Origin of the sequence: Mycobacterium sp. RTGN4, assembly GCF_033804635.1 — a bacterium.
Taxonomy (GTDB): domain Bacteria; phylum Actinomycetota; class Actinomycetes; order Mycobacteriales; family Mycobacteriaceae; genus Mycobacterium.
Window position 1 is genome coordinate 230,333 of the sequence record NZ_JAPZLB010000006.1, and the last position, 25,011, is coordinate 255,343.

Here is a 25,011-nt window from a genome sequence, read left to right on the forward strand (position 1 = left end):
CCGACCCAAACCTACTCGTCGGTAATGTTGCCAGAACGCTGTATGTGTGACCAGAGGTACCGCTTTACCCGTTCCGTGAAAACCACTCTTCGTATTGCTCAGCCCTTCTTCTTCGGTGGCCGCAGTACCTTCATCGCCAAGTTCATGACGGGCCGGGGCACTCGGTCCCGCACACCCAGCGCGGCGTCGCCGAGTCGCGTGCGCGCAGGGGTGCCGCGGCCGAACAGTGCATTGAGCGGGCCGCCCGTCGGTTCGAGGTCGACGTGCATGGGCGGCTTGCCGTCGGCGGCGCCGAGCGCATTCGCGATGACGATGCGCTGGATCTCGCTGGTGCCCTCGAAGATGGTGTACAACTTGGCATCCCGGTACCACTTCTCGACGGGGTGGTCCTTGATGTAGCCGTACCCGCCCATGGTCTGGACGGCGCGCTCGGTGGTGGCGACGGCGACTTCGCTGGCGGCGAGCTTGCACATCGAGCCCTCGCCGCGTTCGAACGGCACCCCGGTGGCGGCCATCCACGATGCCCGCCAGGTGAGCAATCGCGCCGCGTCGATCCTGGTGGCCAGGTCGGCCAGCGGGAAGCCGATGCCCTGGTTGTCGATGATCGGTGCGCCGAACGCCTCCCGGCGGTTGGCGTACTCCGTGACATATTCGAGTGCGGCCCTTGCTATTCCGAGGGCCTGCGCCGCGACCATCGGCCTGGTCTGTTCGAAGGTGCCCAACGTCGCCGAGCCCGAGCGCTTGGCGCCCTCGCGGGCCTTGGCCAGCTTGTGCTCGAGTTTGTCCTGACCGCCGAGCAGGTTGGCGCCGGGAATGCGGACACGAGAGAACTTCAGCTCGGCGGTGTGGGAGGCGCGGCAGCCCAGCTTGTCGAGCTTGCGCACCAGATCCAGTCCGGGGGTGCCGCCAGGGACGACGAACAGCGCCTGCCCGCGGTGGCCAAGCTCCTGGTCGACGACGGCGTTCACGACGTGGACGTTGGCGATGCCTCCGTTGCCGATCCACATCTTGTGGCCGTCGATGATCCAGTCGTCACCATCGCGGCGCGCGGTGGTGCGCAGGTTACGGACGTCGCTGCCGCCCTCGGGTTCGGAGATTGCCAGCGCGGCCAGTTTGAGGTCGCCGGGACTGCCGAAGCATTCCGGCGCCCACTCCAGCATCTGCTCGGGTGTCGCTGCCTGTCCGATCGCGGACAGCGCCAGTGCGGGCATGACGATCGCCAACCCGATGCCCGCGCACCCCCAGAACAGTTCCTCCATGAACGTCGGCAGCGAAAGGCCCGTCGGGTCGCCGATGAGGTCGCGGTAGAACAGCGGGCTGTAGAACCCTCGGGTAGCGGCCTCCTCGAGCACCGGCCACGGGAACTCCTGGCGTGCGTCGTAGTCGGCGGCGACGGGCCGTATCACCTGTTCGGCGAACTCGTGGGTACGTCGGGCCAGCTCGTGCTGCGCGATGGTCGGGGTGAGGTCGAAGCTCATCGCCGCAGACCGGCTTCGGTAGACATGTGTTCACCAATACCCACATGTCCGGGTCGTTACTCGACCCCGATGGATACCTCGGTCGACTTGATCAGCACCGTGGCGGGCTGGCCGACCGCGAGCCCGAGCTCCTCCGCCGCGTCCTTGGTGATCGACGCGGTGACGATCTGGTCGCCGCCGTCGAGGCGGACCTTCACGGTCGCCATCACGGTGCCTGGCGTGACCTCGGTGATGGTGCCGGTGAGCTGGTTTCGGGTGGAGAGGCGCATGGCGGAAAGCGTAGGCGGATCGGCACCGGCAACAGCGACGATCGGCTTAGCCTGGACACGATGAAGCTCGCGGGGATGCACCTGACGCAGCGCGACGGGGTGACGTGCGGCCCCGCCGTCGCCGTGGTCGCGGGCGCGCTGCTCGATCCGGCGTACCGCGGGAAGCTCACGCACGGGACCGTCGGGCGGGCGTGGTTCGCAGGCGAGCAGGGGCGCGTGCACGACGTCGTCAACCGGGTCTGGCCGCAGCGGCTGGGCACGACGCCGATGGGCGTGGCCCGGGCCATCAGCGCGCACAGCGCGCGCTACGGCGTGCGGTATCGCTGGCGGTGGTGCCGAGGGCTGTCGGGGCGCCGCGACCAGCTGGCGGACGTACTGGCGGCGGTCGATGCGCACTGGCCCGTCGGCATGCTGGTCGGCAATCACATCCCGCGGCACTGGGTGCTGATCGTCGAGCGCGCGCCTGAAGGTGTGCGCTGCTACGAGCCGTCCTCCGGACAGGTGCGGGTGGTCGAACTCGCTGCGATACGCGGTGCCACGCTGGCCAATATGGGGTTTCCGCGGCCGTTTGCGTTCGTGCTCCCAAAGGCGCCCTATTCGAACATATGATCGATAGGTGGGTGAGCTCCAGTCGATCGGATACCACGGCCAGCCGGTGCCGCGGGCGTTCCGCCGCGTCGATCCGCCTGTCGACGTGCTCGTCGATCTGATGGCCGTCTTCCCGCGGGAACCGCACCGGGCGGGCGGCTACCACCCCGCCGGACTGCAGATGCACACCGTCGTCGAGGGCAGACTCAGCTGTTGGGGCATGTGCGAGCAGGGCTTCTGGTGGGGTTGGGTGACGTACGAGGTCGCCTATGGCACGCAACGGCGTTCGGTGACGCACTGGATTCCGGCGTGGACGCTGCGGCGTCGTTAATGTGGGAGCCATGGCCCGCAAGTTGGCGACCGCGGACGCCGTCGCACTTCCCGAACTCCTCGAGTTCGTGCGGCCCCGCCACCGCATGGTGCTCACCACGTTCCGGGCCGACGGCTCCCTGCAGAGTTCGCCGGTCAGCGGCGGCGTCGACGAGGCCGGCCGGATCGTGATCGCCACCTACCCGCAGCGGGCCAAGTCGGCCAACGTCCGCCGCACGCCACGGGCGAGCGTGACCGTGCTGTCGGAAGAATTCAACGGGCCGTACGTGCAGGTCGACGGCGACGCCGAAGTCATCGCGCTGCCCGAAGCCGTCGAGCCCCTCGTCGACTACTACCGGGCCATCGCGGGTGAACATCCCGACTGGGACGAGTACCGCCAAGCCATGGTCGATCAGGGAAAGTGCCTGATCAGGGTCACCCCGACGCGGTGGGGTCCGGTCGCAACAGGTGGGTTCCCTCCGACCTAGCCGCGAGGCTCGGGGAGGCGTCACCAGGGCGCTCGTGGTAGTCAGAGTAAATCGGCCGCGTTGCGGAGGATAGCTCGTCAAACTATAGTCTGGACACATGTCCAGAGCCCATTTTTTCCGACTCTGGCGTAGTGGCCAGACTCTGGCCGCGGCGGTTGACTCCTCGCGCAAGCGCTCGTCGGCGGTGAACTGACCATGCGCATTGCTCTGCTGTCGTACCGAAGCAAGACGCATTGTGGTGGGCAGGGCGTGTACGTCCGCCACCTCAGCCGGGGCCTCGTCGAGCTTGGTCACGACGTCGAGGTGTTCTCCGGCCAGCCCTACCCCGAAGGTCTCGACCCGCGGGTTCGGCTCACCAAAGTGCCCAGCCTCGACCTGTACCGCGAACCCGATCCGTTCCGGATCCCGCGACCAAGCGAACTCCACGACCGCATCGACGTGCTCGAGTTGCTGGCGACGTGGACGGCCGGCTTCCCAGAGCCCAAGACGTTCTGCCTTCGCGTGGCGCGGCTACTCGCAGACCGCCTCGACGACTTCGACGTCGTGCACGACAACCAGAGCCTCGGCACCGGGTTGTTGACGATCGCGGCGCTCGGACTACCCGTCGTCGCGACGGTGCACCATCCCATCACCCGCGACAAGGTGCTCGACGTCGCGGCCGCCAAGTGGTGGCGAAAGCCGTTGGTACGCAGGTGGTATGGCTTCGCGGAGATGCAGAAGCAGGTAGCCCGGCGCATTCCGGAACTGCTCACCGTGTCGTCGACGTCGGCCGCCGACATCGCCGAGGACTTCGGAGTATCGCCAAGCCAACTGCAGGTGGTCCCGTTGGGTGTCGACACCGAACTGTTCACTCCTGCCGAGCACCGGGTGCGTAACCGCATCATCGCGATCGCAAGTGCCGACGTCCCGCTCAAGGGCGTCAGCCACCTGCTGCACGCGGTCGCCAGGCTCCGCGTGGAACGCGACCTCGAGCTCCAACTCGTCGCGAAGCTGGAACCCAACGGGCCAACCGAGAAGTTGATCGCCGAGTTGGGCATCTCCGACATCGTGCACAGTTCCAGTGGGGTGACCGACGCCGAGCTTGCTGCGCTGCTCTCGTCGGCCGAGATGGCCTGTATCCCTTCGCTTTACGAAGGCTTCTCGCTGCCCGCGGTGGAGGCGATGGCCAGCGGAACGCCCATCGTCGCCAGCCGTGCGGGCGCACTGCCCGAGGTGGTCGGCCCCGACGGAGAGTGCGCGCGGCTGGTCAATCCCGGCGACGTCGACGACCTGACCCGTGTGATGGGCGAACTGCTCGACTCGCCGCTGGAACTGCGTCGGCTCGGCGCGGCCGGACGTCGGCGTGCCGTCGATGTCTTCAGCTGGGAATCGGTGGCGGCCCAAACCATTTCGGTGTACGAGCGGGCCATGATGGAGGCCAAGACATGCTGACCGTCGACTTCGACCGGCTAGGCGTCCGCGCGGGCACGTCGGTGATCGACGTGGGCTGCGGTGCGGGCAGGCATTCGTTCGAGGCCTTTCGGCGCGGAGCGGACGTGGTCGCCTTCGACCAGAGTGCCGAGGACCTGAACGACGTCGACGCCATCCTGCAGGCCATGCAGGACCAGGGTGAGGCGCCCGGATCGGCAAAGGCGGAGGCGGTCAAGGGCGACGCGCTGGACCTGCCCTACGAGGACGGCTCATTCGACTGCGTGATCGCCTCGGAGATCCTCGAGCACGTGCCCGCCGACGACCGCGCCATCGCGGAGCTCGTCCGAGTCTTGCGGCCCGGCGGCCGGCTGGCCGTTACGGTGCCGCGCTGGCTGCCGGAGAAGGTCTGTTGGATGCTGTCCGACGAGTACCACGCCAACGAGGGTGGTCACATCCGGATCTACCGCGCCAACGAGTTACACGACAAGATCGTCGCGCACGGGCTGCAGTACGACCACACCCATCACGCGCACGCCCTGCACGCACCGTTCTGGTGGCTGAAATGCGCAGTGGGCGTGGAGAAGCCGAATCATCCTGCCGTCGCGGCGTACCACAAGCTGCTGGTGTGGGACATGATGTCGCAGCCGTGGCTGACCCGAAGTGCGGAAGCGGTACTGAATCCGCTCATCGGAAAGAGCGTCGCGCTGTACTTCACGAAGCCGGCGGTGCACGTTGCTTAGGCCAGAACTGCCCGGCGTGCCTGGCGTACTGACCCCCGCGCAGTGCAGGCAAACGGCGGAAGCAATTGCTGCCGAACAAGAGTCGTCGGGTGCGTTGCCGTGGTTCACCGGTGGGCACACCGATCCGTGGGATCACGTCGAGAACGCGATGGCGCTGACCGTCGGCGGACTGTGGGAGCAGGCCAGGGCGGGCTTCGACTGGTGCCGGGCTACCCAGCGCGCGGACGGCTCTTGGCCGATTCAATTCCGTAACGGCGTCGTCGAGGATGCCAACAGCGACAGCAACTTCTGCGCATACATAGCGACCGGCGTGTGGCACCACGTGCTCGTCACCGGTGACCGCGGCTTCGCCGAGACCATGTGGCCCGTCGTCAGCAGAGCCATCGACTTCGTCTTGACGATGCAGCTCAGTGGCGGCGAGATGTCCTGGGGCAGAAGCGAATCAGACATCATCCAGCAGGCGCTGCTCACGGGGAGCGCAAGCATTTACCACAGTATCCGGTGTGCGTTGGCGCTCGCGAACTACGTTGACGAGTCGCAGCCGGAGTGGGAAGTCGCCGTCGGGCAACTCGGCCATGCCATCACCGAGCACCCAGAAGCGTTCCTGGCCAAGGACGATCACGCGATGGAGTGGTATTACCCGGTGCTCGGGGGTGCGCTGCGTGGCGCGGCCGCCACGGCGCGCATCGAGGCACGCTGGGACGACTTCGTGGTACCGGGCCTAGGCATCCGCTGCGTCGATCACCGGCCATGGGTGACCGGTGCGGAGACGTGTGAGCTGGTCATGGCGCTCGACGCCATCGGTGACACGAAGCGGGCACACGAGCAGTTCGCGGCCATGCACCACCTGCGCGAGCGGGACGGTTCCTACTGGACCGGACTGGTATTCGCAGACGGCAAGCGGTGGCCCGAGGAGCGCACCACGTGGACGGGCGCCGCGATGATCCTTGCGGCGGACGCACTTTCGTCGACGACGCCGGCGAGCGGCATCTTCCGCGGCGCCGACCTGCCACGCGGACTCGAGGGCGAGTTCGAGGTCGACTGCGCCTGCGCCGACACCTTCTAACGCCCGCTACTCCGCCGTTCGGCGGGGCGCGACGCGCTCCAATACCCGCAACGTGCCCGTCGCGCTGACCTCGCGGAACTCGCCCGAATCCAACGCGCGCTGGTAGATGTGGAACGGCGCCTGGCCGCCCTCGTCGGGGTTGGGGAACACGTCGTGGATGACGAGCCCGCCACCGACGGCCACCCACTTCGCCCAGCCGGCGTAGTCGCGCTGCGCCGCCTCTTCGGTGTGTCCACCGTCAATGAACAAGAACTGCAACGGAGTTCGCCAAGACCGCGCGACGACGACCGACTTGCCGACCACGGCGACGACGTGTTCGTCCAACCCCGCCGCGTCGAGGGTGTGCCTTAGCGTCGGCAACGTGTCGAAGAGGCCGGTGACCGGGTCGACCATGGACGTGTCGTGGTACTCCCAGCCGGGTTGGTGTTCTTCCGAGCCGTGGTGGTGGTCGACGGTGTAGACGACGCCGCCGGTCTGCTGGGCGGCCGCGCCGAGTAGGACCGTCGACTTGCCGCAGTAGGTGCCGATCTCGACGCCGGTGCCGTCGCCCAGATACCGGACCGCCGCGTCGTACAGTGCGCGACCCTCGTCGGCGGGCATGAATCCGATTACTTGCTCGGCCAGGGTGAAGAGGCGCGCGGCGGGCGGCGGTAGGGCAGTATCGGCAACGCTCATGCGGGCTAACTTACCGTTGCCGCTCATGCGCTGTTGTAGTAGCGTCCAGACACGTGTCCGATCCGGCTTTGGAGTCGACTCGGCGCCGACTGACCGCCAAGCAGGCCGACACCGTCGATCGCCTCGGTAGGGCCGCACTCGAGCTTCTCAATCGCGAGGGTTTCTGCGGGCTGACCGTGCGCCGGGTGGCCGCCGAAGCGGGCGTTGGGGCGGCCACGGCCTACACGTACTTCTCGTCGAAGGAACATCTGGTCGCGGAGGTCTTCTGGCGGCGGCTGGCGGCTGCGCCACCGGCGGGCCATGAATCCGACGACCGAGCCACCCGGGTGATCGACGTCTTGAGCCACATCGCCTTGCTGGTGGCCGACGAGCCCGAGTTCGCAGGCGCCGTCACCAACGCCCTGCTCGGCCGCGACCCCGACGTCGAGGTGCTGCGGCAGCGCATAGGCCTCGACATCCACGAACGGCTCCTCGCCGCGCTCGGACCCGACACCGACCCGGACGTCATCGAATCGCTGGAGATGCTCTATTCGGGGGCACTGGTGAGAGCGGGCATGGGCTACGCCTCATACGAGGACATCGCGCGTCGACTGGAGAAGTCGGCGCGGCTGATGCTGAGCTAGACGTCCAGCCCGAGCAAGGCGCGAGTGGCCGCCACGGACGCGTCGGCGATGCCGCGAACGTCGCGTCCGTCCTCGACGTAGGAGGCCGTGAGCTCCCGCAGTCCGCCGAGCAGTATGAGCGCCAACTCTCGCGAAACCGGTTGCAGCCCAGCGCGTTCGAACCCGGGGCTGACGCTGATTCCGACCAGCATGTCGGTCAGGTGGTCCATCGCGAGCCGATGCAACGCCCTGGCGGCTTCGCCGAGTGCCGGTGCCTCGCGAATCCAACTCAGCGTAATGGCGGGCCGGGCCGCGATGTGATCGATGTAGGCGGTGAGCGCGGCGTCGACCTGACCGAACGGGGCTGCCTCGAGGTCGACCGCGGCGAGGATGCTCGCGATCATCTGTTCGTTGTTGGTGCGAAGGAGCTCGATGAAGCACTCCTCCTTGGTGGCGAAGTGGTCATAGAAGGTGCGCTTGCTGGTCTTGGCGTGCCGGACGACGTCGGCGACGGTGGTGTCGCGGTAGCCACGTTCGACGATGGATTGTGCAAGCCCATCGAGCAGCCTGCCTCGAAAGGCCTCGGCCGCCGAGCCCGCGTGTGCGGGGTCGTTCAGCGTGGTCGTCATGCGTTCACCTCCAACCCTTGCGCATTTGCGGTACCAACCGGTACCGTACCGTACTAACCTGTGGTACACCGCGGTACCGCACTACGGCTGGGGAGCGTGCCATGACAGAAGCCACTATCGCCGAAGCGCAGGCAATTGGGTCGGACACACCCGAAACGTCAAGCCAGCCAATCAACTTGCCGCCTGGTCCGAAGGCGCCCAAGTTCCTGCAGGGCTTGGCGTATGCCGTCTCGAGGACGTGGACCGTCGAGCGGCTGGTACGGCGGTACGGCGACGTCTTCACCATGACCCTGCCGGTGTTCGGTCGGGCCGTCGTGGTCGCCAATCCGCAGCTGGCCAAGCAACTCTTCACCGCCAATCCCGACGATGTCGGAAACATCCAGCCCAACCTGAGTCGCGTCCTCGGACCGGGCTCGGTCTTTGCGCTCGACGGACCCGACCACAAGCGCCGCCGTCGGCTGCTGACCCCGCCGTTCCATGGCAAGAGCATCAAGAATTACGAACGAATCTTCGAGGAGGAGACGCTGCGCGAGGCCGCGTCTTGGCCGCAGGGCCAGCAATTCGAAACGCTCGAACCGATGATGCGGATCACGCTCAACGCCATCCTGCGGGCGGTGTTCGGCGCCGACGGCGAACAACTCGACGAGCTGCGGCGCATCATCCCGCCGTGGGTGACCCTGGGCTCCCGGCTGGCCGTACTGCCGTCGCCGTCCCACTCGTACGGTCGGTTCAGCCCATGGGGCCGACTGGCCCGATACCGGCGTGACTACGACGCCGTCATCGACCGGCTCATCGACGCAGTGAAGGCCGACCCCAACTTCGAACAGCGCGACGACGTGCTCGCGCTGTTGCTGCGGAGCACCTACGAGGACGGCTCGGCAATGTCCCGCCGCGACATCGCAGACGAACTGCTGACGCTGCTCGCCGCGGGCCACGAGACCACCGCATCCACGCTCGCGTGGGCGTTCGAACGCACCACCCGGCACCCCGAGGTACTTGCGAAGCTGGAGGCCGAGGCGGCGACCGATGGCAACGAGTACCGCCAGGCCGCCATCCTCGAGATACAGCGCGTGCGCACCGTCATCGACTTCGCCGGCCGCCACGTGTACGCGCCGACGTTCGAACTCGGCGAGTGGGTTATCCCGAAGGGCTATTCGATAACCGTCGCGATCAACCAGATGCATGGGCGGACTGACGAATTCGCGGATCCGGACCGCTTCGACCCGCAGCGGTTCATCGGGTATCGGCCGTCGGCGTCGTTCATTCCGTTCGGAGGCGGTACCCGGCGCTGCGTCGGAGCGGTGTTCGCCAACGTAGAAATGGACGTCGTGTTGCGAACCGTGCTGCGCCACTTCGTGATCGAACCCACCGATGCCCCCGACGAGAAGATCCACTCGCGCGGGGTGGCCTACACGCCGAAGGCCGGCGGTCGCGTGGTGATGCGCCGCCGGCCCATTCCGCTGGCCTAGACCTCGGCCCGCTTCGGCAGCTTCCAGCCGGCCCGCGGGAAATGACAGGTGTACCCGTTGGGGTACTTCAGCAGGTAGTCCTGATGCTCCGGCTCGGCCTCCCAGAATTCGCCGGCAGGCGTCACCTCGGTAACGACCCGTCCTGGCCACAACCCCGAAGCGTCCACGTCGGCGATGGTGTCCAAGGCAACCCGCTTCTGCTCGTCGTCGACGTAGAAGATCGCCGACCGGTAGCTGCTGCCGACGTCGTTGCCCTGACGGTTCTTCGTGGTCGGGTCGTGGACCTGGAAGAAGAACTCCAGCAGGTTGCGGAAGTCGGTTTGCGTTGGGTCGTAGACGATTTCGATGGCCTCGGCGTGACCGGGGTGGTTGCGGTAGGTGGCGTGCTTGTTCTCGCCGCCGGTGTAGCCGACGCGCGTCGACACCACCCCGGGCTGCCTGCGGATCAGGTCCTGCATGCCCCAGAAGCAGCCGCCGGCCAGGATCGCCTTCTGATTCTCACTCATGCCTGTGCGTCCTCCTGAATGAAGAGTTTCTTGTACTCGCCGTACCCCTGCGCTTCGAGGTCGTCGAGGTGGATGAACTTCAGCGAAGCCGAGTTGATGCAGTAGCGCAACCCTCCCTCGGCGCGCGGACCGTCCTTGAACAGGTGTCCGAGATGGCTGTCGCCGTGTGTCGAGCGAACTTCGGTGCGCAACATGAGGTGGCTGAAGTCGCGCTTCTCGACAACGTTGTCGGAATCAACGGGCTTGGTGAAGCTCGGCCAGCCGGAGCCGCTCTCGAACTTGTCGACAGAGGCGAACAACGGCTCACCGGAAACCACGTCGACATACAGGCCCGGTTCGTGGTTGTCCCAGTACTCGCCGGTGAACGCGCGCTCGGTGCCGCTCTCCTGTGTGACGTGGTACTGCTCGGGCGACAGCGCGTCGACGGCGGTCGGGTTCTTGTGATACTCCGTTGCCACTGATCCTCCTAGGGTTGGCACTTCTACAACCTCAAGTGGGGTTCGGATAGTTCCTCGTTACGGCTGGTTTCGCGGGTAATGGTCCGTCGTCATGGTTTGGTCAGAATTGCCGATCGCCGATGGGCGCGTGCTCGACAAACCGAGGTAGAACGTGTTCTAGTTCTGGATGTGACGGGCAGCACTTTCAGTCGTGACGAATTGGTGGCGGCGTTCGAGAAGTTCGAGCAGACGGTCGACGATGCGGCGCAGACCAGAAACTGGGATCCATGGGTCGACCAGTACTCCGACGACATCGTGTACGTCGAACACGCGGCGGGCACGATGCGCGGTCGCGAGCAGGTTCGGCCCTGGATCTGGCAGACCATGGAGACCTTTCCCGGCAGCTACATGACGGCGTTCCCGGCGCTCTGGAAGGTCTACGACGAAGCGACGGGCCGGGTGATCTGCGAACTCGACAACCCGATGCGCGACCCCGGCGACGGCACCATCATCAGCGCCACGAACATTTCGATAGTGACGTACGCGGGCGACGGACTGTGGTGCCGCCAAGAGGACATCTACAACCCGCTACGCTTCGTGTCCGCGGCGATGAAATGGTGCAAGAAGGCCGGGCAACTGGGCACCCTGCCCGACGAGGCCGCGGCGTGGATGAAGCAGACGAGTAGTCAGATGGGTTCGGCCAAGTGAACGCACCCAAGTTGGTGATCGGTGCCAACGGCTACCTCGGCTCACACGTCGCCCGTCAACTCGTCAACGACGGCCACGACGTCCGGGTGATGGTGCGCGAAGGTGCCAACACCATCGGCATCGACGACCTCAAGGTGACGCGGTTCGTCGGCGACATTTGGAACGACGACGTGCTGCGTGCGGCGATGTACGGCTGCGACGACGTCTACTACTGCGTCGTCGACACCAGGGGCTGGCTCAAGGATCCGGCGCCGCTGTTTCGGACCAACGTCGAAGGCACCCGCAACGTGCTCAAGATCGCGCTCGAGTTCTCCCCGGGTCGCTCCGCTCCTGCCCCAGGTACTGCTGGGCTGCACCGCTTCATCTTCACCAGCAGTTACGTCACCGTCGGCCGCAAGCGTGGGTTCGTCGCCACCGAGGACGATGTCATCCGCGACCGCGGGCTGACGCCGTACGTGCGTTCGCGGGTGCAGGCCGAAAAGCTGGTCATGCAGTACGCGTACGACCACGGCCTGCCTGCCGTCGCGATGTGCGTGTCGACGACCTATGGCAGCGGCGATTGGGGCCGTACCCCGCACGGGGCGATCATCGCGGGGGCGGCCTTCGGGAAGCTTCCGTTCGTGATGAAGGACATCGAGCTCGAGGCCGTCGGCATCGACGACGCTGCCCGCGCGCTGATCTTGGCCGCGGAACGGGGCGAGGTCGGTGAGCGCTACCTGATCTCGGACAAGATGATCAGCAATGCCGAGGTCGTCCGCATCGCGGCCGAGGCGGCAGGCGTGCCGACGCCGACCAAGTCCGTTCCGCTGATGACGTCGTGGGCGATGGCGACCCTTGGCAGCGTCAAGGCCCGACTCAAGGGCACCGACGAGCAGTTGTCGATTGGCTCGCTGCGGCTCATGCGCGCGGAGGCGCCGGTCGACTGCAGCAAGGCCCGGCGTGAACTCGGTTGGCAGCCAAGGCCTGTTGAGGAGTCCATCCGCGAGGCCGCCAGGTTCTGGGTCGGGCTGCGGGCCGCCAAGCGAAGGAGCAAGCAGGCGGGCTGAACGACGCGCTGGCGTCGTTCAGACGGCTGGCGTGTGGCCGCGGCGCGCCTAGCGTGGGAGCCGTGACCGACAAGCTCAACGTCGACCTGTCCGGTGCGCCCCAGACAATGCTGGCGACGCTGTATGCCAAGGCGCTCGATGCCGACCGCGCGCAGCCGATCCTGGCCGACCGCTACGCCAAGGACATCGTCGCGCGACTCGACTACGACTGGTCGCAGACCACGATCACCGCGCGCACGTCTCCTTCGGTGACGACGCGCAGTGCCCACTTCGACCTCTGGACCTGCCAGTTCCTCGCAGTCCACCCGAAGGCGACCGTCTTGCATCTCGGGTGCGGTCTGGACAGCCGGTACTTCCGCATCGATCCCGGCCCCGACGTCGAGTGGTACGACGTCGACTACCCCGACGTGAGCGCGCTTCGGGCGCAACTGTTTCCGGCTCGGGAGCACTACCACGTCGTCGCCGCGTCAGTCACCGACGCGGGCTACCTCGCCGACATTCCGGCCGACCGTCCGACGCTGGTGATCGGGGAGGGCCTGACGATGTACCTCACCCGCGACGACGGGGTGGCGCTGCTGCGCCGCGTCGTGGAGCGCTTTCCCTCCGGTGAGCTTCAGTTCGATGCGTTCAGCCGCATCGGCATCAAGACGCAATGGAGCAATCGGGTGGTGACGCGCTCCGGGGCGACGTTGCACTGGGGTATCAACGGCCCGGACGAAATCCTCGCGGCGGTGCCCGGCACGCGACTGTTGGCATGGGTGTCGGTATTCGACGCGGAGTCGTTCCGGGCGATCTCTGGCCCCTACCGGCTGATGGGCAAGGTGATGTCCACCGTGCCCGCACTGCGGTATATGGCGCAGTACCACCGCTATGCGTTCGGTCCACCGGGCTAAGCCGCCCCCTTGCCGAACACGGGCTGTGGCCTGCGACCGTCGTCGAATCCAGGCTCAGCCGAGCTTCACCTTCAGATATTGGGCGATGCCTACGCGCTCGAAGGTTCGTCGTTGTTTCGGCGGGAGCCACGGCAAGGCCGTCGCCGCGTCGATCACCTCGGGGTCTGTCACGTCATGGGTCTCACCGTTGACCAATACTGTGGCCCGCCCGGCGGCGATCACGTTCTGCAACCAGTCCACCTGAGTCCCGTATCCCAGCGGAATGATGAACCCGTCTTGCACACGCTCTGCCCCGACCGGCGTCGAGTACTGCTTGCCCGACTTTCTGCCGGTATGCCGGATGACGGCGGCGTACGCGTTCTTGCGCCCGGCACGCGTGCGCATGAGCGGGTTGAGCATGTACTTGTTCGAGACCCGAATTGCGCTCAGTAGCGGACGGGGCCAGGTTCCTGGTGCTAGCGCCATCCCACCGACGATACTCAGCTGTCGACTGTGGTTCTAAGACAGCCGTTTTGGGACAGCCGCAGTGCGACCGTCACTTCGCCTCGAGTGCGCAGCGTGCAGAAGTCAGTATGCGCGGGCCATTTTCGGTGATGGCAATGGTGTGCTCGGAGTGCGCGGTGTTCGACCCGTCCGCCGAGCGCAGGGTCCAGCCGTCGGCATCCATCACCAGACGATCACTGCCGCGGGCCCACCACGGTTCCAGTGCGAACGTCATGCCTGCCCGCAGCAGCAGTCCGCGTCCACCCCGTCCGCGGTTGGGAATGTGCGGGTCTTCGTGCATGGTGCGCCCCAATCCATGCCCACCGAATTCGGCGTTGACGCGATATCCGGCGGCGGTGGCGACCTCGCCGATGGCGGCGGAGATGTCGCCGAGTCGACCGCCGGGTACCGCTGCGGCGATGCCCGCGTCGAGTGCTCTTTGCGTCGACTCGATGAGCGCCCTGTCCGCGTCGTCGGCGTGGTCGCCGACGATGACCGTCACCGCAGAATCGGCTACCCAACCGTCGATCGACACCGCAAAGTCCAGGCTCAACACGTCGCCGTCACGTAGCACGTAGTCGCGCGGTTTACCGTGCAGCACAGCGTCGTTGACCGACAGGCAGATGACATTTTGGAACGGGCCGCGACCGAAGGAGGGCGCGTAGTCCCAGTAGCACGATTCCGCGCCGCGGTCGGCGACCAGCGCTCGGGCATGGTGCTCGAGCTGCATCACGTTGACCCCCGGCTGTGCCTCGATCGACAGCGTCGCCAGCGTTTCCGCGACGAATGCACCAGTGACTGCCATCTTGTCGAGCTCGTCGGCAGTCTTGAGTTCGATCATGTTGGGGCTCCGTCCAGCGTCGGTATTCTTATACCGCTACGACGGTACCAGCATCGGTATTTGAATACCGGCTATGCTGACCGGCATGGTGCGTGTACCTCTGAGTCCAGAGCAGGTGAAGGCCGGGCAACGCCTCGGCGCGCTGATGCGGACGGCCCGTGCCGGTCGCGACCCCGAGCTGATCGCGCGCACCGCAGGCATCTCGCCGGAGACACTGCGCAAGATCGAGGTCGGAAGAATGCCCAGCCCGAGCTTCGGCACGGTCATCGGACTCTGCAACGCGCTCGGCCTGCCCCTGGAGCATGCCGTCGACGCGTGGCATGGCGCAGCCGACCAACGGATCGCGATCTAGCCCCTAAGACGCCGTCAACGCCTCCACGACCTCGCCGTACAGCCGCGCCTTGATGGCGCCCATCGTCGGGCCGGCCTTTGCGGCGCGCTCCTCGGCGCGGGCGACGGCGATGTCGAGCACCTCATGCTCTGTGCCGACACCTGCGACGATGCCGACCCCGTGAGCCTCATCGCCGCCGTAGCGGCGTCCGGTGGTCATCGCCTCGTGCGCCGTCGCAATCGGCAACCGAGCGCGGATCAACGCGTTCATGCCCGGAGTGAACGGAATCCCGAGGTCGACCTCTGGCAGGCAGAAATACCCACGGTCGGACCGCATCACGGCCAGGTCGTGTGCCAGGGCGAGCATCGCCCCAGCCGCGAACGTGTGGCCCTGCAGCGCAGCGACGATCGGCGCGGGGAACGTCAGTACCCGCGCGAACAAGGCGTGCACGTCGTGCAGATTCGATTCTGCTGCAGCTGGATTCGCGGCCATGAAGTCGAGGTCAAGGCCATTCGAATAGAACTTGCCGACGCCAGTGGTGACCACGGCCTTCGGCCCCTCGGCGGCATCGACCTCGTCCAATGCGGCGTTGATCGCCGTCAGCCGATCGGGGTGGAAACGGTTCTCGTCCTCGCCGAGGGTCAACACGAAAACGTTGCCGCGGCGGTCCAGGCTCGTCATGTCCCGATTGAACCACCAAGGTGTGATGCCAGAATCTGACGGTGTCCACTCCGATCAACGGTCAGGTCTCCCACTGGTTCGACGCGTACCCGTCGCCGCGCCCTCAACTTCCTGGTGACCGCGACGCTGACGTCTGCATCGTCGGCGCCGGCTACACCGGGCTGTGGACGGCGTACTACCTGAAGCGGGCGGATCCGACACTGCGGATCGTCGTGCTCGAAGCGCGGTTTGCGGGGTTCGGCGCATCCGGGCGCAACGGTGGCTGGTTGTCCGGACTGGTGCCCGGCGACCGCAACGCGATGGCCAAGCAGTACGGGCGCGACGGCGTGGTGGCCTGGCAGCGCGCGCTCAACGACGCCGTGGACGAGGTCGTCCAGGTCGCCGAACGCGAGCACATCGACGCGGGCATCGTCAAGGGCGGCACCCTGGAGATCGCGCGCAACCCCGCCCAGGCCGGGCGGCTCGCCGCCGGCCTCGACGAGGAACGTGAATGGGGTAACGACGGCATCGTCGCGTTGACGGGAAGCGAAGCAGCACAACATATTCGGTTCGACGGCGTGGTGTCCGCCTACCACACGCCACACTGCGCCCGCATCCAACCTGCGCACCTGGCGCGCGGATTGGCCGACGCCGTCGAGAGGCTCGGCGTGCAGATCTACGAAGCCACCCCCGTCACCGGCATCGAGCCGGGCCGAGCGCTGACGCCGGCGGGCACCGTCACCGCACCGATCGTGCTGCGCGCCACCGAGGGATTCACCCCGGGACTGCCAGGGCTGCGCCGTCGCTGGCTCCCCATGAACAGCTCGATGATTGCCACCGATCCCATCCCGCACGCGCTCTGGGCCGACATCGGGTGGGACGGCCGCGAGACCGTCGGCGACACCGCACACGGCTTCTTCTACGCACAACGCACCGTCGACGATCGCATCGCCATCGGCGGCCGCAGCGTGCCGTACCGCTACGCCTCGCGCACCGATGTCGACGGCCGCGTGCCCGTGCGCACCATCCGCCTCCTGAGCGAGGTGCTGCACGACGTGCTGCCGCAGGTCCGCGACGTTCCGATCGCCCACGGGTGGTGCGGTGTGCTGGCCGTACCGCGCGACTGGGAGGCCACCGTCACCCTGGACCGTGCGACGGGCCTGGGCTGGGCTGGCGGCTACGTCGGGCACGGCGTCACGGCGACCAACCTGGCCGGCCGCACATTGGCCGATCTGGTGCTCGACCAGAAGACTCCGCTGACGGAACTGCCCTGGGTCGGGCACCGGTCTCGCCAGTGGGAGCCCGAACCGCTGAGGTGGCTGGGCGTGCGTGGGCTCTACGTCGCCTACAAGCTCGCGGACCGCCACGAAGCGCGTGGCCGTGCGACGACGTCGCCCATCGCCAGGATCGCCGACCGCATCACCGGACGGCCCTGAGCGTCAGGCCTGAGCTTCGGCCTTCGCCTTGAGTCGCTCGAGAGTGAGCTCGATGTTCTTCGCGTTGGCCCTGGGGCGGTCCTTGACGCCGGTCGCCATGCCCGCGGGCCCTCGAAACCAACCCGGCCGCTTGTCCCAGGTCTGCTCGGTCACCTGACAGCCTCCGTCGACGGGCTTGATGTCGTAGCGCCAGTGGGCCACCGGAACGACGAGGCTCTTGACGCTGAAGGCGAACACCCTTCCCGGTTCGGCGTCGGTCACGGTGCACGTGGTGGTCCATTTCTTGTTGCCGCTCCGGTTGTGGCCCTTGAAGACGTTGCCCGGAGACACACAATCTCCCTTGTGCCAGTCCATCGCGTTGGCCTCCTCGGCCAGCGTCGCCAACGTCGGCAGATCCGTGATGAGGGCGTACACCGCCTCCGGCGGGGCCGAGATCGTCACTGAAGCCTGCGCGCAGGGCTGTGCAGATTCGCTCATGTCGCGCATCGTAGCCAGCCTGGACACATTCCCGGGTCGCTTCGCTCCTGCCCTCCGATAGAGGAATCCTTGGCCGTTCCGCACCGTTGGTCACTTACATGAGCGAGCGCGAAATCCGACAACCCACCGCCGAGCACCCCATCACCGTCGTGCCCACCGGTAAACACGTCACCGTCCGTGTGAACGGTGCGGTCGTCGCCGAGACGGACGACGCCCTGACACTGCAGGAGTCCACGTATCCGGCGGTTCAGTACGTCCCGCTGACCGACGTGGTCGGAGATGCGCTCAGCCGCAGCGAATCGACCACGTACTGCCCCTACAAGGGCGAGGCGAACTACTACCACGTGACCGCCGCGGGCGACACCGTCGACGACGCGATCTGGACCTACGAGCAGCCCTACCCCGCGGTCGCGGCCATCGCAGGCCACGTCGCCTTCTACGCCGACAAGGCAGACGTCGTCGTCGCTTAACCTCAAGGCGGTGACCAGTTCCGCGAGCGTGGTGTTCGGGGGTCCCGCCAATCCGGCGATGACCCTGTCGCCACTGCGTCGTGGGCCGGGCGACCCGTGCTATCAAGTGGTCGACGGCGCGATCTGGAAGACCACGCTGATGCCAAGCGGGCCGGTGAGCGCGCGCATCACGACGTCGGCGCGCACCACCGTCGACTGCGAGGCCTGGGGCTCTGGCGCAAGCGAATTCGTCGAGCGGTTGCCCGCCTGGCTGGGCGCCGACGACGATGCAACGGGCTTCGCCCCCACCGAACCGACCGTCGCCGCCGCGTTGAAGAAAGTGCCACATCTGCGGCTCGGGCGCACCGACCGCGTGCTCGAGGCGCTCATCCCTGCGGTGCTCGAGCAGCGTGTCGCGGGCAAGGATGCCTTTCGCGCATGGCGCCTGCTCGTCACCAAGTACGGCGCACCGGCCCCCGGTCCGGCGCCTGCGCGGATGCGCGTTCCGCCGCCGTCGGACGTGTGGCGGCGCATCCCGTCGTGGGAGTTTCACCTGGCCAACGTCGACCCGGGGCGCGCTCGCACCGTCGTCGGATGTGCGGTCCGTGCGGACTCCCTCGAGCGGCTGACGACGCGCCCGCCCGAGCAGGCACGCACGGCGCTGCGGTCGCTGCCAGGCGTTGGTGAGTGGACCGCCGCCGAGGTCGCGCAGCGCGCCTGGGGCGACGCGGATGCCATCTCGGTCGGCGATTATCACCTGTCCAACATGGTCGGATGCACGCTGCTCGGGCATCGGATCGACGACCAGGAGATGATCGAACTGTTGGAGCCACTGCGCCCGCACAGGCAGCGCGCGGTCCGGCTACTGGAGGTGAGCGGGCTGGCGCGCAATCCCCGCTTCGGGGCGCGGCAGGCCATCCCGAACCTGCGTGCGTTGTAGCCTTGACGGTTAGCCCGCGGTTGACACGGGTAGGCCTCCTAGTGACGAGCCAAAGGAGGCATACATGCCAGGATTCACCATTCCCGGAATTTCGGACAAGGACAGCCGCGAGGTCGCGGGACTGCTGCAGAAGCAGCTCAGCACGTACAACGATCTGCACCTGACCCTCAAGCACGTGCACTGGAACGTCGTCGGCCCGAACTTCATCGGCGTCCACGAGATGATCGATCCGCAGGTCGAGTTGGTGCGGGGCTACGCCGACGAGGCCGCCGAGCGCATCGCGGCATTCGGCGTCTCACCGAAGGGCACTCCCGGCGCGATCCTCAAGGACCGCACGTGGGACGACTACTCGGTCGGCCGCGACACCGTGCTCGCGCACCTGGCGGCCCTGGACCTGGTGTACACCGGAGTCAACGAGGACACCCGCAAGGCCATCCATACCCTGGAGGACCTCGACCCCGTCTCGCAGGACATGCTCATCGGCCACGCCGCCGAACTCGAGAAGTTCCAGTGGTTCGTCCGCGCGCATCTGGAGAGCGCAGGCGGTGAGTTGTCCAACGACGGCGCCACGACGGAGAAGGCGGCCGCCCGCACGGCAAAGAAGAAGGCCACGGCCAAGTAGCTCGCCGAAATCGGGCCCGCATCCCTACTGGGATGCGGGCCCGATTTCGTTCGGCTAGTTCACCTCCTCCAGTGCATCGTCGCGAACCGGACGCTCGGCGAGTTCTTCGTTGCGGCCGAACAGGAATGGATACGCGGCACCTGCGATCGCGGCTCCGACCAAGGGTGCCAACCAGAACAGCCACAGTTGAGCGGGGGCGCCGTTGCCGTTGAAGAACGCCACGGCCGTAGATCTGGCCGGGTTGACCGACGTGTTGGAGATCGGGATGGAGATGAGGTGGATCAGCGTCAACGTCAACCCGATCGCCAAGCCCGCGAAGCCCTTTGGCGCCCTGTCATCGGTGGAGCCAAGGATGACGAGTAGGAACACACCGGTCAGCACGATCTCGGCGATCAACACCGCGACCAACGAGTAGCCGCCAGGGGAGTGTTCGCCGAAACCATTTGCCGCCATGTTTCCTTCGGCCGTCCAACCGTCCTTGCCCTTTGCGATCACGTAGATCACCAGGCCGGCCACGATGCCGCCTACGACCTGGGTGATCCAGTACGCCGGCAGGGCCTTCCACTCGACGCGGCGGGCGATCGCTGCGCCCAATGTCACCGCGGGGTTGAAATGACCCCCCGATATCGTTCCGAACGCGTACACGCCGGTGAGCACCGTAAGGCCGAACGCCAATGCGACGCCGAGGAATCCGATTCCCAGCGAGGTTCCGTCAGATGTGAACTTTGCGGCAAATACGGCACTGCCGCATCCGCCGAGCACTAGCCAGAAAGTGCCGATGAACTCGGCCGCGAGCCGATGAGCCATCGTAGGTGTGGTCATTTGTCCGTCCTCCTCCGTAACTCAGCGGTGAGTTAGCGGTGAAGTGAGGGTGACACGCGCCCAATCGGTTTCGAAACGATGTTGACCGAATCTTTCCCCGATGGTGACCGCAACGGATGTCTAGTCGTTACCCGAGGCGTGCGCTGACCCAGTCGACCAACGGCCGGGTCGCCTTCCAATCGGCGCGGACCGCGTCGAGCAGCTCGGGTGTGTGGATGATCGGCTCGAAGCCGTAGTCCCGCATCACCGTCAGGGAGCGGTGCCGCAGCAGTTCGATGCGCGGATGGTCGGCGTCGTACCCGCGCGGTGAGGTCTTGAGCCGGTCACCGCCGACCTCGAACCCGGCCCGCTCCAGCTTGGCCAGGATCTTCTGCAACTGCTTGCCTTTGGTCTCGTCCGCGCACGCCGCCCGGATGCGGGCCAAGTCGGAGGCGCTGGCATCGTAGAAACCGGCCCCCGTGCGAACGCCGCGGGCGGCGATCTCGACGTACCAGCCGCAGGCGGGGCCTACCCCGACGAAGGCGCCCTGGTTCGTCTTGTACGGCGTCTTGTCCTTCGCGAACCGGACGTCGCGGAAGGGCCGAAAGACCTTGGCCGGGCCGAAGTCCGGCTCCAGCGCGGCGGTCAGGGCGGACATCGGCGCCCGCACGCTCGTCAGGTAGACGTCCTTGTGCGCTTCCCAGAACGACTTGGTGTTGTCGATTTCCAGATCGTCGTAGAAGTCAAGGGCGGCCTCGGTGAAGCCGGTGAATCCCGGCGTCGAGTCGGTCACGGGTCGATGGCCGGCTCGGCTTGAGTGGCCCGCCCGGCCGTGGCGGCTTCCCGATTGAGCCGCTGCGCCTTGTAGATCGAGACATCGGTGCGCGTGATGAGCAGGTAGGCAATGCCGACGGTGATCATCGCGCCTGGGAGCACCGAGAACGAACTGGTCATCTCGGCCACCATGATCATCACCGCCAACGGGGCGTGCGCGACGCTGCCGAAGCACGCCATCATCGCGGCGATGACGAAAACACCTGGGCCATCGGGAATCCCGGGGAGCTCCGCCAGATCGGCCAGCCGCCAAATCGAGGCGCCGACGAACGCGCCGATGACGATTCCCGGCCCGAAGATGCCGCCGGAACCGCCGGTGCCGATGGACAGCGAGGTCGCCAAAATCTTCGCGAACGGCAGGATCAGCACGATCCAGAGTGGGAGCTTCATCAGCGTGTCCGTCGCGGTGGCGAACTGGACCCAGCCGTATCCACTGGACAGCACCTGCGGGATCAGCAGGGCCAGCAGTCCGACCAACAATCCACCGATGGCAGGCTTGAGCACCTTGCCGCCAGGAAGCCGGTTCGTCAGTGTGACCGTGCCGTAGAACGTCCGTGCGTACAGGTATCCGATTGCCGCAGAGACGATTCCGATGAGCAGGAACCAGCCGAGTTGCGCGGGGTCGAAGACGTAGTTCGGCGCGACCGACCCGAAGAGCCCGTCGAATCCGAGGAACAGGCCGTAGATCGTGTACGCGGTACCGGAGGTGATGAAACCGGGGATCAGCGAGCGGTAGTCGAAGTCTTCGCGGTAGATGATCGACGCGGCCAGGACGGCCCCGCCGAGGGGTGCACCGAAGATCGCCCCGATGCCCGAGCCGATGCCGAGCGACACCGCGACGCGGCCGTCTTCGTTAGACAGGTCCAGCCGCCTGGCGAGCAGCGAACCGAACCCCGCTGAGATCTGCGCCGTCGGCCCCTCGCGACCTCCTGAACCGCCCGAGCCGATCGTCAACGCACTGGCCACCATCTTCACCAGGACGGCCCTGGCCCGGATCGACCGCGGGTCGGTGTGTACCGCCTCGATGGCGTCGTCGGTGCCGTGGCCCGCGGCCTCCGGGGCGAACCTCGCCACGATCAGCGCCGAAAGCAGCGCACCGCCGAACGTGACCAACGGGATGGCCCAAGCCCTGCTGAAGCCCGTCGAACCCGTGCTTCCGCCGTCACCGGCGGCCTTCGGCACGTGGTAGCCGCCGAGGTAACCCAGCAGGAACTGCCCGGTGTAATCGAGCGCGAGATAGAACACCACCGCTCCGAGCCCGGCGATGATCCCGATGGCGACTCCGAGGATCAACCACTTGCGCAGGTAGCCGGAGTTGCGGATGAAGGCGCCCCCGATCTCGTCGACACGACCGAGGAAGTGCCGCGCTCGAGGCATGAAGCGGATGTTAGTCGAGAGCTAGTTGCGAACGCACAGTTGCTTCGGTCGTCATCGCGCTGGACGGTCGAGTATACCCCCAGGGGGTATACTGCCGATATGAATCAGCACTCGGGACACTCAGGCCACGCCGACCACGTCGCTCAGTTCCGCCGGCTGTTCTGGATCATGCTGGTGCTGGCGGTCCCCACGGTGGCGCTCTCCGGAATGTTCGCCATGATCGTTGGCTACCAGCTGCCCAGTGGGTCAGTCGTGACGTGGGTGTCACCTCTGCTGGGCACGGTCATGTACGTGTGGGGTGGGCGCCCATTTCTCGCCGGAGCCGTCGACGAAATACGTTCGCGGAAGCCGGGAATGATGCTTCTCATCGGACTGGCGATCACCGTTGCCTTCGTGTCGTCGTGGGGTGCGGCGCTTGGCCTCTTGCACCACGAACTCGACTTCTGGTGGGAACTCGCACTGCTCATCGTGATCATGCTGCTCGGCCACTGGATCGAGATGCGCGCGCTCGCACAGACGTCCTCCGCGCTGGACTCACTCGCGGCGCTGCTGCCCGATACGGCCGAACGCATCGGTCCGGACGGCGATCAGGTCACCGTCGTCGCCCCGGCCGACCTACACGTCGGCGACGTCGTGGTCGTCCGGCCTGGCGGAAGCATCCCTGCCGACGGTCGCATCGTCGCCGGCGCCGCGGAGGTCGACGAGTCGATGGTGACCGGCGAGTCCCGGCCGGTGCCGCGTGGCGTGGGAGACGCCGTCGTCGCCGGGACCGTCGCGACCGACTCCGGAATCCGGGTCGAGGTGACGGCCATCGGCTCCGATACCGCGTTGGCCGGCATCCAGCGGTTGGTCACCGAGGCGCAGAACTCGTCGTCACGTGCCCAGCGGCTAGCCGACCGGGCCGCGGGCTGGCTGTTCTGGTTCGCGTTGGGTTCGGCGCTGGTGACCGCGGCGGTCTGGGGCTTCGTCGGACTGCCGCAAGACGCCGTGATCCGCACCATCACCGTGCTCGTCATCGCCTGCCCGCACGCGCTCGGGTTGGCCATCCCGCTGGTTGTGTCCATCGCCACTGAACGGGCGGCCCGCGTCGGCGTGCTCGTCAAGGACCGGATGGCGCTCGAGACCATGCGCACCGTCGACACCGTGCTGTTCGACAAGACCGGAACGCTGACCAGGGGCGAGCCTGCCGTGATCGCGACCGCAGCGGCCACCGGCTGGACCGAGGACGACGTGGTCGCCGTCGCCGCTGCCGCAGAATCCGACTCCGAACACCCGCTGGCCCGTGCGATCGTCGAGGCCGCCCGCAGCCGCGGCGTCGCCGTCGCTTCCGCCAGTGACTTCACGTCGGCACCTGCGCTTGGCGTCACGGCCGTCGTCGGTGGCCGCGTCGTGCGGGTGGGCGGGCCGGGGCTGCTCGCGGAGGCCGGCGAGGGCGCGCTGCCTGCGGCCGGGCCATGGGCTGCCGAGGGCTCCACCGTGCTCCACGTGCTGGTCGACGGTGCCGTGGTGGGGGCCCTGGCGCTGGCCGACGAGGTCCGCGACGAATCCCGGCAGGCCGTGGCGGCGTTGAACCGGGCAGGCATCGAAGTGGTGATGATCACGGGCGACGCCGAACCGGTCGCCAAGTCGGTGAGCGCTGGGCTCGGCATCGAGCGGGTTTACGCAGGTGTGCGGCCGGAGCATAAAGCGGCAAAGGTCACAGAGCTGCAGCGCGAAGGGCGGATCGTCGCGATGGTCGGGGACGGGGTGAACGACGCACCCGCGCTCGCCCAAGCAGATGTCGGGATCGCCATCGGGGCGGGCACCGACGTCGCGATCGCCTCGGCCGGGGTGATCCTGGCCAGTTCGGATCCGCGCTCGGTGGTGTCGGCCATTGCGCTGTCGCGAGCGTCCTATCGCAAGATGAAGCAGAACCTTTGGTGGGCAGCGGGTTACAACCTGGTGGCCGTACCGCTTGCCGCCGGGGTATTGGCCCCGATCGGGTTCGTCATGCCGATGTCGGTGGGCGCCCTGCTCATGTCGATGTCGACCGTCGTCGTCGCGCTGAACGCTCAGTTGCTCCGGCGGTTGGACCTGAGCCCCGATGCGAGCGTCGAGACCGTCGGCCCAGCCGTCTCTAAGAAAGCGGTCAGGCTTTGAGCAAACTTATTTTGCGTGATAATCAGAGATAGAACCGGGGTGAACTTTGCACAGCAAACTACCGAGTCGGACCGCTTCCGTGGGCCGGCTGGGCGGCCGGCTCGACGCGGGGCCGGAAAAATCACCAAAGATCAATCGGCGCAACGACATTGGACGCCGCGGGCGGTGTTCTTGGCGATCGCATGGCGCACTGCCGAAAGGGCCTAGTTAGGTTGGACTAAGTTGGCATGTCAGGCGGTGTTTGTCATATCGTTTCACCACTCGAGGCGAATGGGACAAGGCCCGTCGTTCAGTGCTGCACAAAGGCA

Annotated in this window: 30 protein-coding genes; 17 read left to right on the plus strand and 13 right to left on the minus strand. The window is 66.7% G+C overall.

Annotation, left to right across the window (positions count from 1 at the left end; all coding sequences use genetic code 11):
- Window positions 1-98 precede the first annotated feature (98 nt).
- Both SLQ30_RS15200 and SLQ30_RS15205 read right to left on the minus strand, forming a co-directional pair.
- Window positions 99-1,478, minus strand: a complete 1,380-nt coding sequence (locus SLQ30_RS15200) for an acyl-CoA dehydrogenase family protein (RefSeq protein ID WP_319448372.1) — start codon at window positions 1,476-1,478, stop codon at window positions 99-101.
- A gap of 56 nt (window positions 1,479-1,534) precedes the next feature.
- Window positions 1,535-1,747 (minus strand): TOBE domain-containing protein, encoded by a 213-nt coding sequence (locus tag SLQ30_RS15205; RefSeq protein ID WP_319448373.1) that lies wholly within the window; start codon window positions 1,745-1,747, stop codon window positions 1,535-1,537.
- 60 nt (window positions 1,748-1,807) lie between these two features.
- Here SLQ30_RS15205 and SLQ30_RS15210 point away from each other — a divergent pair, with 60 nt between their 5' ends.
- The 6 genes from SLQ30_RS15210 to SLQ30_RS15235 all read left to right on the plus strand — a co-directional run bounded on the left by SLQ30_RS15210 (window position 1,808) and on the right by SLQ30_RS15235 (window position 6,348).
- Window positions 1,808-2,356, plus strand: coding sequence for a hypothetical protein (locus SLQ30_RS15210; protein WP_319448374.1), 549 nt, complete (start codon window positions 1,808-1,810; stop codon window positions 2,354-2,356).
- A 7-nt stretch (window positions 2,357-2,363) separates the two neighbouring features.
- The gene (locus tag SLQ30_RS15215; RefSeq protein ID WP_319448375.1) at window positions 2,364-2,666 is read left to right on the plus strand and encodes a hypothetical protein; all 303 of its coding nucleotides are present in this window, start codon (window positions 2,364-2,366) and stop codon (window positions 2,664-2,666) included.
- A gap of 10 nt (window positions 2,667-2,676) precedes the next feature.
- Window positions 2,677-3,132, plus strand: coding sequence for a PPOX class F420-dependent oxidoreductase (locus SLQ30_RS15220; protein WP_319448376.1), 456 nt, complete (start codon window positions 2,677-2,679; stop codon window positions 3,130-3,132).
- Between the two features lie 195 nt (window positions 3,133-3,327).
- Window positions 3,328-4,563, plus strand: a complete 1,236-nt coding sequence (locus tag SLQ30_RS15225) for a glycosyltransferase family 4 protein (protein ID WP_319448377.1) — start codon at window positions 3,328-3,330, stop codon at window positions 4,561-4,563.
- Window positions 4,557-5,282, plus strand: coding sequence for a class I SAM-dependent methyltransferase (locus SLQ30_RS15230; protein ID WP_319448378.1), 726 nt, complete (start codon window positions 4,557-4,559; stop codon window positions 5,280-5,282). The genes SLQ30_RS15225 and SLQ30_RS15230 overlap by 7 nt, the downstream gene beginning before the upstream one ends.
- A complete protein-coding gene (locus tag SLQ30_RS15235; protein WP_319448379.1) occupies window positions 5,275-6,348 on the plus strand; it encodes a prenyltransferase in 1,074 nt (357 codons plus the stop codon). The genes SLQ30_RS15230 and SLQ30_RS15235 overlap by 8 nt, the downstream gene beginning before the upstream one ends.
- Window positions 6,349-6,354: 6 nt before the next feature.
- Here SLQ30_RS15235 and SLQ30_RS15240 read toward each other — a convergent pair whose 3' ends face one another.
- On the minus strand, window positions 6,355-7,023 hold the full coding sequence (locus SLQ30_RS15240; protein WP_319448380.1) for a class I SAM-dependent methyltransferase: 669 nt from the start codon (window positions 7,021-7,023) through the stop codon (window positions 6,355-6,357).
- A gap of 53 nt (window positions 7,024-7,076) precedes the next feature.
- On the opposite strand from SLQ30_RS15240, the gene SLQ30_RS15245 reads away from it, so the two are divergent.
- A complete protein-coding gene (locus SLQ30_RS15245; RefSeq protein WP_319448381.1) occupies window positions 7,077-7,646 on the plus strand; it encodes a TetR family transcriptional regulator in 570 nt (189 codons plus the stop codon).
- Here the strand turns inward: SLQ30_RS15245 and SLQ30_RS15250 are convergent.
- A complete protein-coding gene (locus tag SLQ30_RS15250) occupies window positions 7,643-8,254 on the minus strand; it encodes a helix-turn-helix domain-containing protein (RefSeq protein ID WP_319448382.1) in 612 nt (203 codons plus the stop codon). The genes SLQ30_RS15245 and SLQ30_RS15250 overlap by 4 nt on opposite strands.
- 101 nt (window positions 8,255-8,355) lie before the next feature.
- On the opposite strand from SLQ30_RS15250, the gene SLQ30_RS15255 reads away from it, so the two are divergent.
- Window positions 8,356-9,723, plus strand: coding sequence for a cytochrome P450 (locus SLQ30_RS15255; RefSeq protein WP_319448383.1), 1,368 nt, complete (start codon window positions 8,356-8,358; stop codon window positions 9,721-9,723).
- Here SLQ30_RS15255 and msrA read toward each other — a convergent pair.
- Complete coding sequence (gene msrA / locus SLQ30_RS15260; protein ID WP_319448384.1) at window positions 9,720-10,229, minus strand: peptide-methionine (S)-S-oxide reductase MsrA; 510 nt, start codon at window positions 10,227-10,229, stop codon at window positions 9,720-9,722. The genes SLQ30_RS15255 and msrA overlap by 4 nt on opposite strands.
- Entirely contained in the window at window positions 10,226-10,687 is a 462-nt protein-coding gene (msrB, locus tag SLQ30_RS15265) for a peptide-methionine (R)-S-oxide reductase MsrB (protein ID WP_319448385.1), read from the minus strand. Before msrB ends, msrA begins: the two co-directional genes overlap by 4 nt.
- Window positions 10,688-10,855: 168 nt before the next feature.
- On the opposite strand from msrB, the gene SLQ30_RS15270 reads away from it, so the two are divergent.
- The 3 genes from SLQ30_RS15270 (at window position 10,856) to SLQ30_RS15280 (ending at window position 13,313) form a co-directional block, all read left to right on the plus strand.
- Window positions 10,856-11,374, plus strand: a complete 519-nt coding sequence (locus SLQ30_RS15270; protein WP_319448386.1) for a nuclear transport factor 2 family protein — start codon at window positions 10,856-10,858, stop codon at window positions 11,372-11,374.
- On the plus strand, window positions 11,371-12,420 hold the full coding sequence (locus SLQ30_RS15275) for an NAD-dependent epimerase/dehydratase family protein (RefSeq protein ID WP_319448387.1): 1,050 nt from the start codon (window positions 11,371-11,373) through the stop codon (window positions 12,418-12,420). Before SLQ30_RS15270 ends, SLQ30_RS15275 begins: the two co-directional genes overlap by 4 nt.
- A 107-nt stretch (window positions 12,421-12,527) precedes the next feature.
- Window positions 12,528-13,313 carry a class I SAM-dependent methyltransferase gene (locus SLQ30_RS15280; protein ID WP_319448560.1) on the plus strand — a complete coding sequence of 262 codons (786 nt, stop codon included), beginning with the start codon at window positions 12,528-12,530 and terminating at the stop codon, window positions 13,311-13,313.
- Window positions 13,314-13,367: 54 nt separating this feature from the next.
- Here the strand turns inward: SLQ30_RS15280 and SLQ30_RS15285 are convergent, their stop codons facing one another.
- On the minus strand, window positions 13,368-13,778 hold the full coding sequence (locus SLQ30_RS15285; protein ID WP_319448388.1) for a nitroreductase family deazaflavin-dependent oxidoreductase: 411 nt from the start codon (window positions 13,776-13,778) through the stop codon (window positions 13,368-13,370).
- A 70-nt stretch (window positions 13,779-13,848) separates the two neighbouring features.
- The gene (map, locus tag SLQ30_RS15290; RefSeq protein WP_319448389.1) at window positions 13,849-14,637 is read right to left on the minus strand and encodes a type I methionyl aminopeptidase; all 789 of its coding nucleotides are present in this window, start codon (window positions 14,635-14,637) and stop codon (window positions 13,849-13,851) included.
- An 85-nt stretch (window positions 14,638-14,722) separates the two neighbouring features.
- Between map and SLQ30_RS15295 the strand changes: the two genes are divergently transcribed.
- Window positions 14,723-14,989: a helix-turn-helix transcriptional regulator gene (locus SLQ30_RS15295; protein WP_319448390.1), complete on the plus strand. Its 267-nt coding sequence runs from the start codon at window positions 14,723-14,725 to the stop codon at window positions 14,987-14,989.
- A gap of 3 nt (window positions 14,990-14,992) precedes the next feature.
- Here the strand turns inward: SLQ30_RS15295 and SLQ30_RS15300 are convergent, their stop codons facing one another.
- Window positions 14,993-15,649 carry an enoyl-CoA hydratase-related protein gene (locus tag SLQ30_RS15300; protein WP_319448391.1) on the minus strand — a complete coding sequence of 219 codons (657 nt, stop codon included), beginning with the start codon at window positions 15,647-15,649 and terminating at the stop codon, window positions 14,993-14,995.
- A gap of 41 nt (window positions 15,650-15,690) precedes the next feature.
- On the opposite strand from SLQ30_RS15300, the gene SLQ30_RS15305 reads away from it, so the two are divergent.
- Window positions 15,691-17,064: an FAD-dependent oxidoreductase gene (locus tag SLQ30_RS15305; protein WP_319448392.1), complete on the plus strand. Its 1,374-nt coding sequence runs from the start codon at window positions 15,691-15,693 to the stop codon at window positions 17,062-17,064.
- Window positions 17,065-17,067: 3 nt separating this feature from the next.
- On the opposite strand, the gene SLQ30_RS15310 is transcribed toward SLQ30_RS15305, so the two are convergent.
- The gene (locus SLQ30_RS15310; protein WP_319448393.1) at window positions 17,068-17,541 is read right to left on the minus strand and encodes an SRPBCC family protein; all 474 of its coding nucleotides are present in this window, start codon (window positions 17,539-17,541) and stop codon (window positions 17,068-17,070) included.
- A gap of 98 nt (window positions 17,542-17,639) precedes the next feature.
- On the opposite strand from SLQ30_RS15310, the gene SLQ30_RS15315 reads away from it, so the two are divergent.
- The 3 genes from SLQ30_RS15315 (at window position 17,640) to SLQ30_RS15325 (ending at window position 19,552) form a co-directional block, all read left to right on the plus strand.
- Window positions 17,640-18,011 carry a DUF427 domain-containing protein gene (locus tag SLQ30_RS15315; protein WP_319448394.1) on the plus strand — a complete coding sequence of 124 codons (372 nt, stop codon included), beginning with the start codon at window positions 17,640-17,642 and terminating at the stop codon, window positions 18,009-18,011.
- A gap of 58 nt (window positions 18,012-18,069) precedes the next feature.
- The gene (locus SLQ30_RS15320) at window positions 18,070-18,930 is read left to right on the plus strand and encodes a DNA-3-methyladenine glycosylase family protein (RefSeq protein WP_413468055.1); all 861 of its coding nucleotides are present in this window, start codon (window positions 18,070-18,072) and stop codon (window positions 18,928-18,930) included.
- A gap of 64 nt (window positions 18,931-18,994) precedes the next feature.
- A complete protein-coding gene (locus SLQ30_RS15325) occupies window positions 18,995-19,552 on the plus strand; it encodes a DNA starvation/stationary phase protection protein (protein WP_319448396.1) in 558 nt (185 codons plus the stop codon).
- A 54-nt stretch (window positions 19,553-19,606) separates the two neighbouring features.
- On the opposite strand, the gene aqpZ is transcribed toward SLQ30_RS15325, so the two are convergent.
- The 3 genes from aqpZ to SLQ30_RS15340 form a co-directional block, all read right to left on the minus strand.
- Window positions 19,607-20,374 (minus strand): aquaporin Z, encoded by a 768-nt coding sequence (gene aqpZ / locus SLQ30_RS15330; RefSeq protein ID WP_319448397.1) that lies wholly within the window; start codon window positions 20,372-20,374, stop codon window positions 19,607-19,609.
- Window positions 20,375-20,501: 127 nt separating this feature from the next.
- A complete protein-coding gene (locus SLQ30_RS15335; RefSeq protein ID WP_319448398.1) occupies window positions 20,502-21,146 on the minus strand; it encodes a DUF2461 domain-containing protein in 645 nt (214 codons plus the stop codon).
- On the minus strand, window positions 21,143-22,564 hold the full coding sequence (locus tag SLQ30_RS15340; protein ID WP_319448399.1) for a chloride channel protein: 1,422 nt from the start codon (window positions 22,562-22,564) through the stop codon (window positions 21,143-21,145). Before SLQ30_RS15340 ends, SLQ30_RS15335 begins: the two co-directional genes overlap by 4 nt.
- Before the next feature lie 99 nt (window positions 22,565-22,663).
- Here SLQ30_RS15340 and SLQ30_RS15345 point away from each other — a divergent pair, with 99 nt between their 5' ends.
- Complete coding sequence (locus SLQ30_RS15345; protein ID WP_319448400.1) at window positions 22,664-24,703, plus strand: heavy metal translocating P-type ATPase; 2,040 nt, start codon at window positions 22,664-22,666, stop codon at window positions 24,701-24,703.
- The last annotated feature ends 308 nt before the right edge of the window (window positions 24,704-25,011 follow it).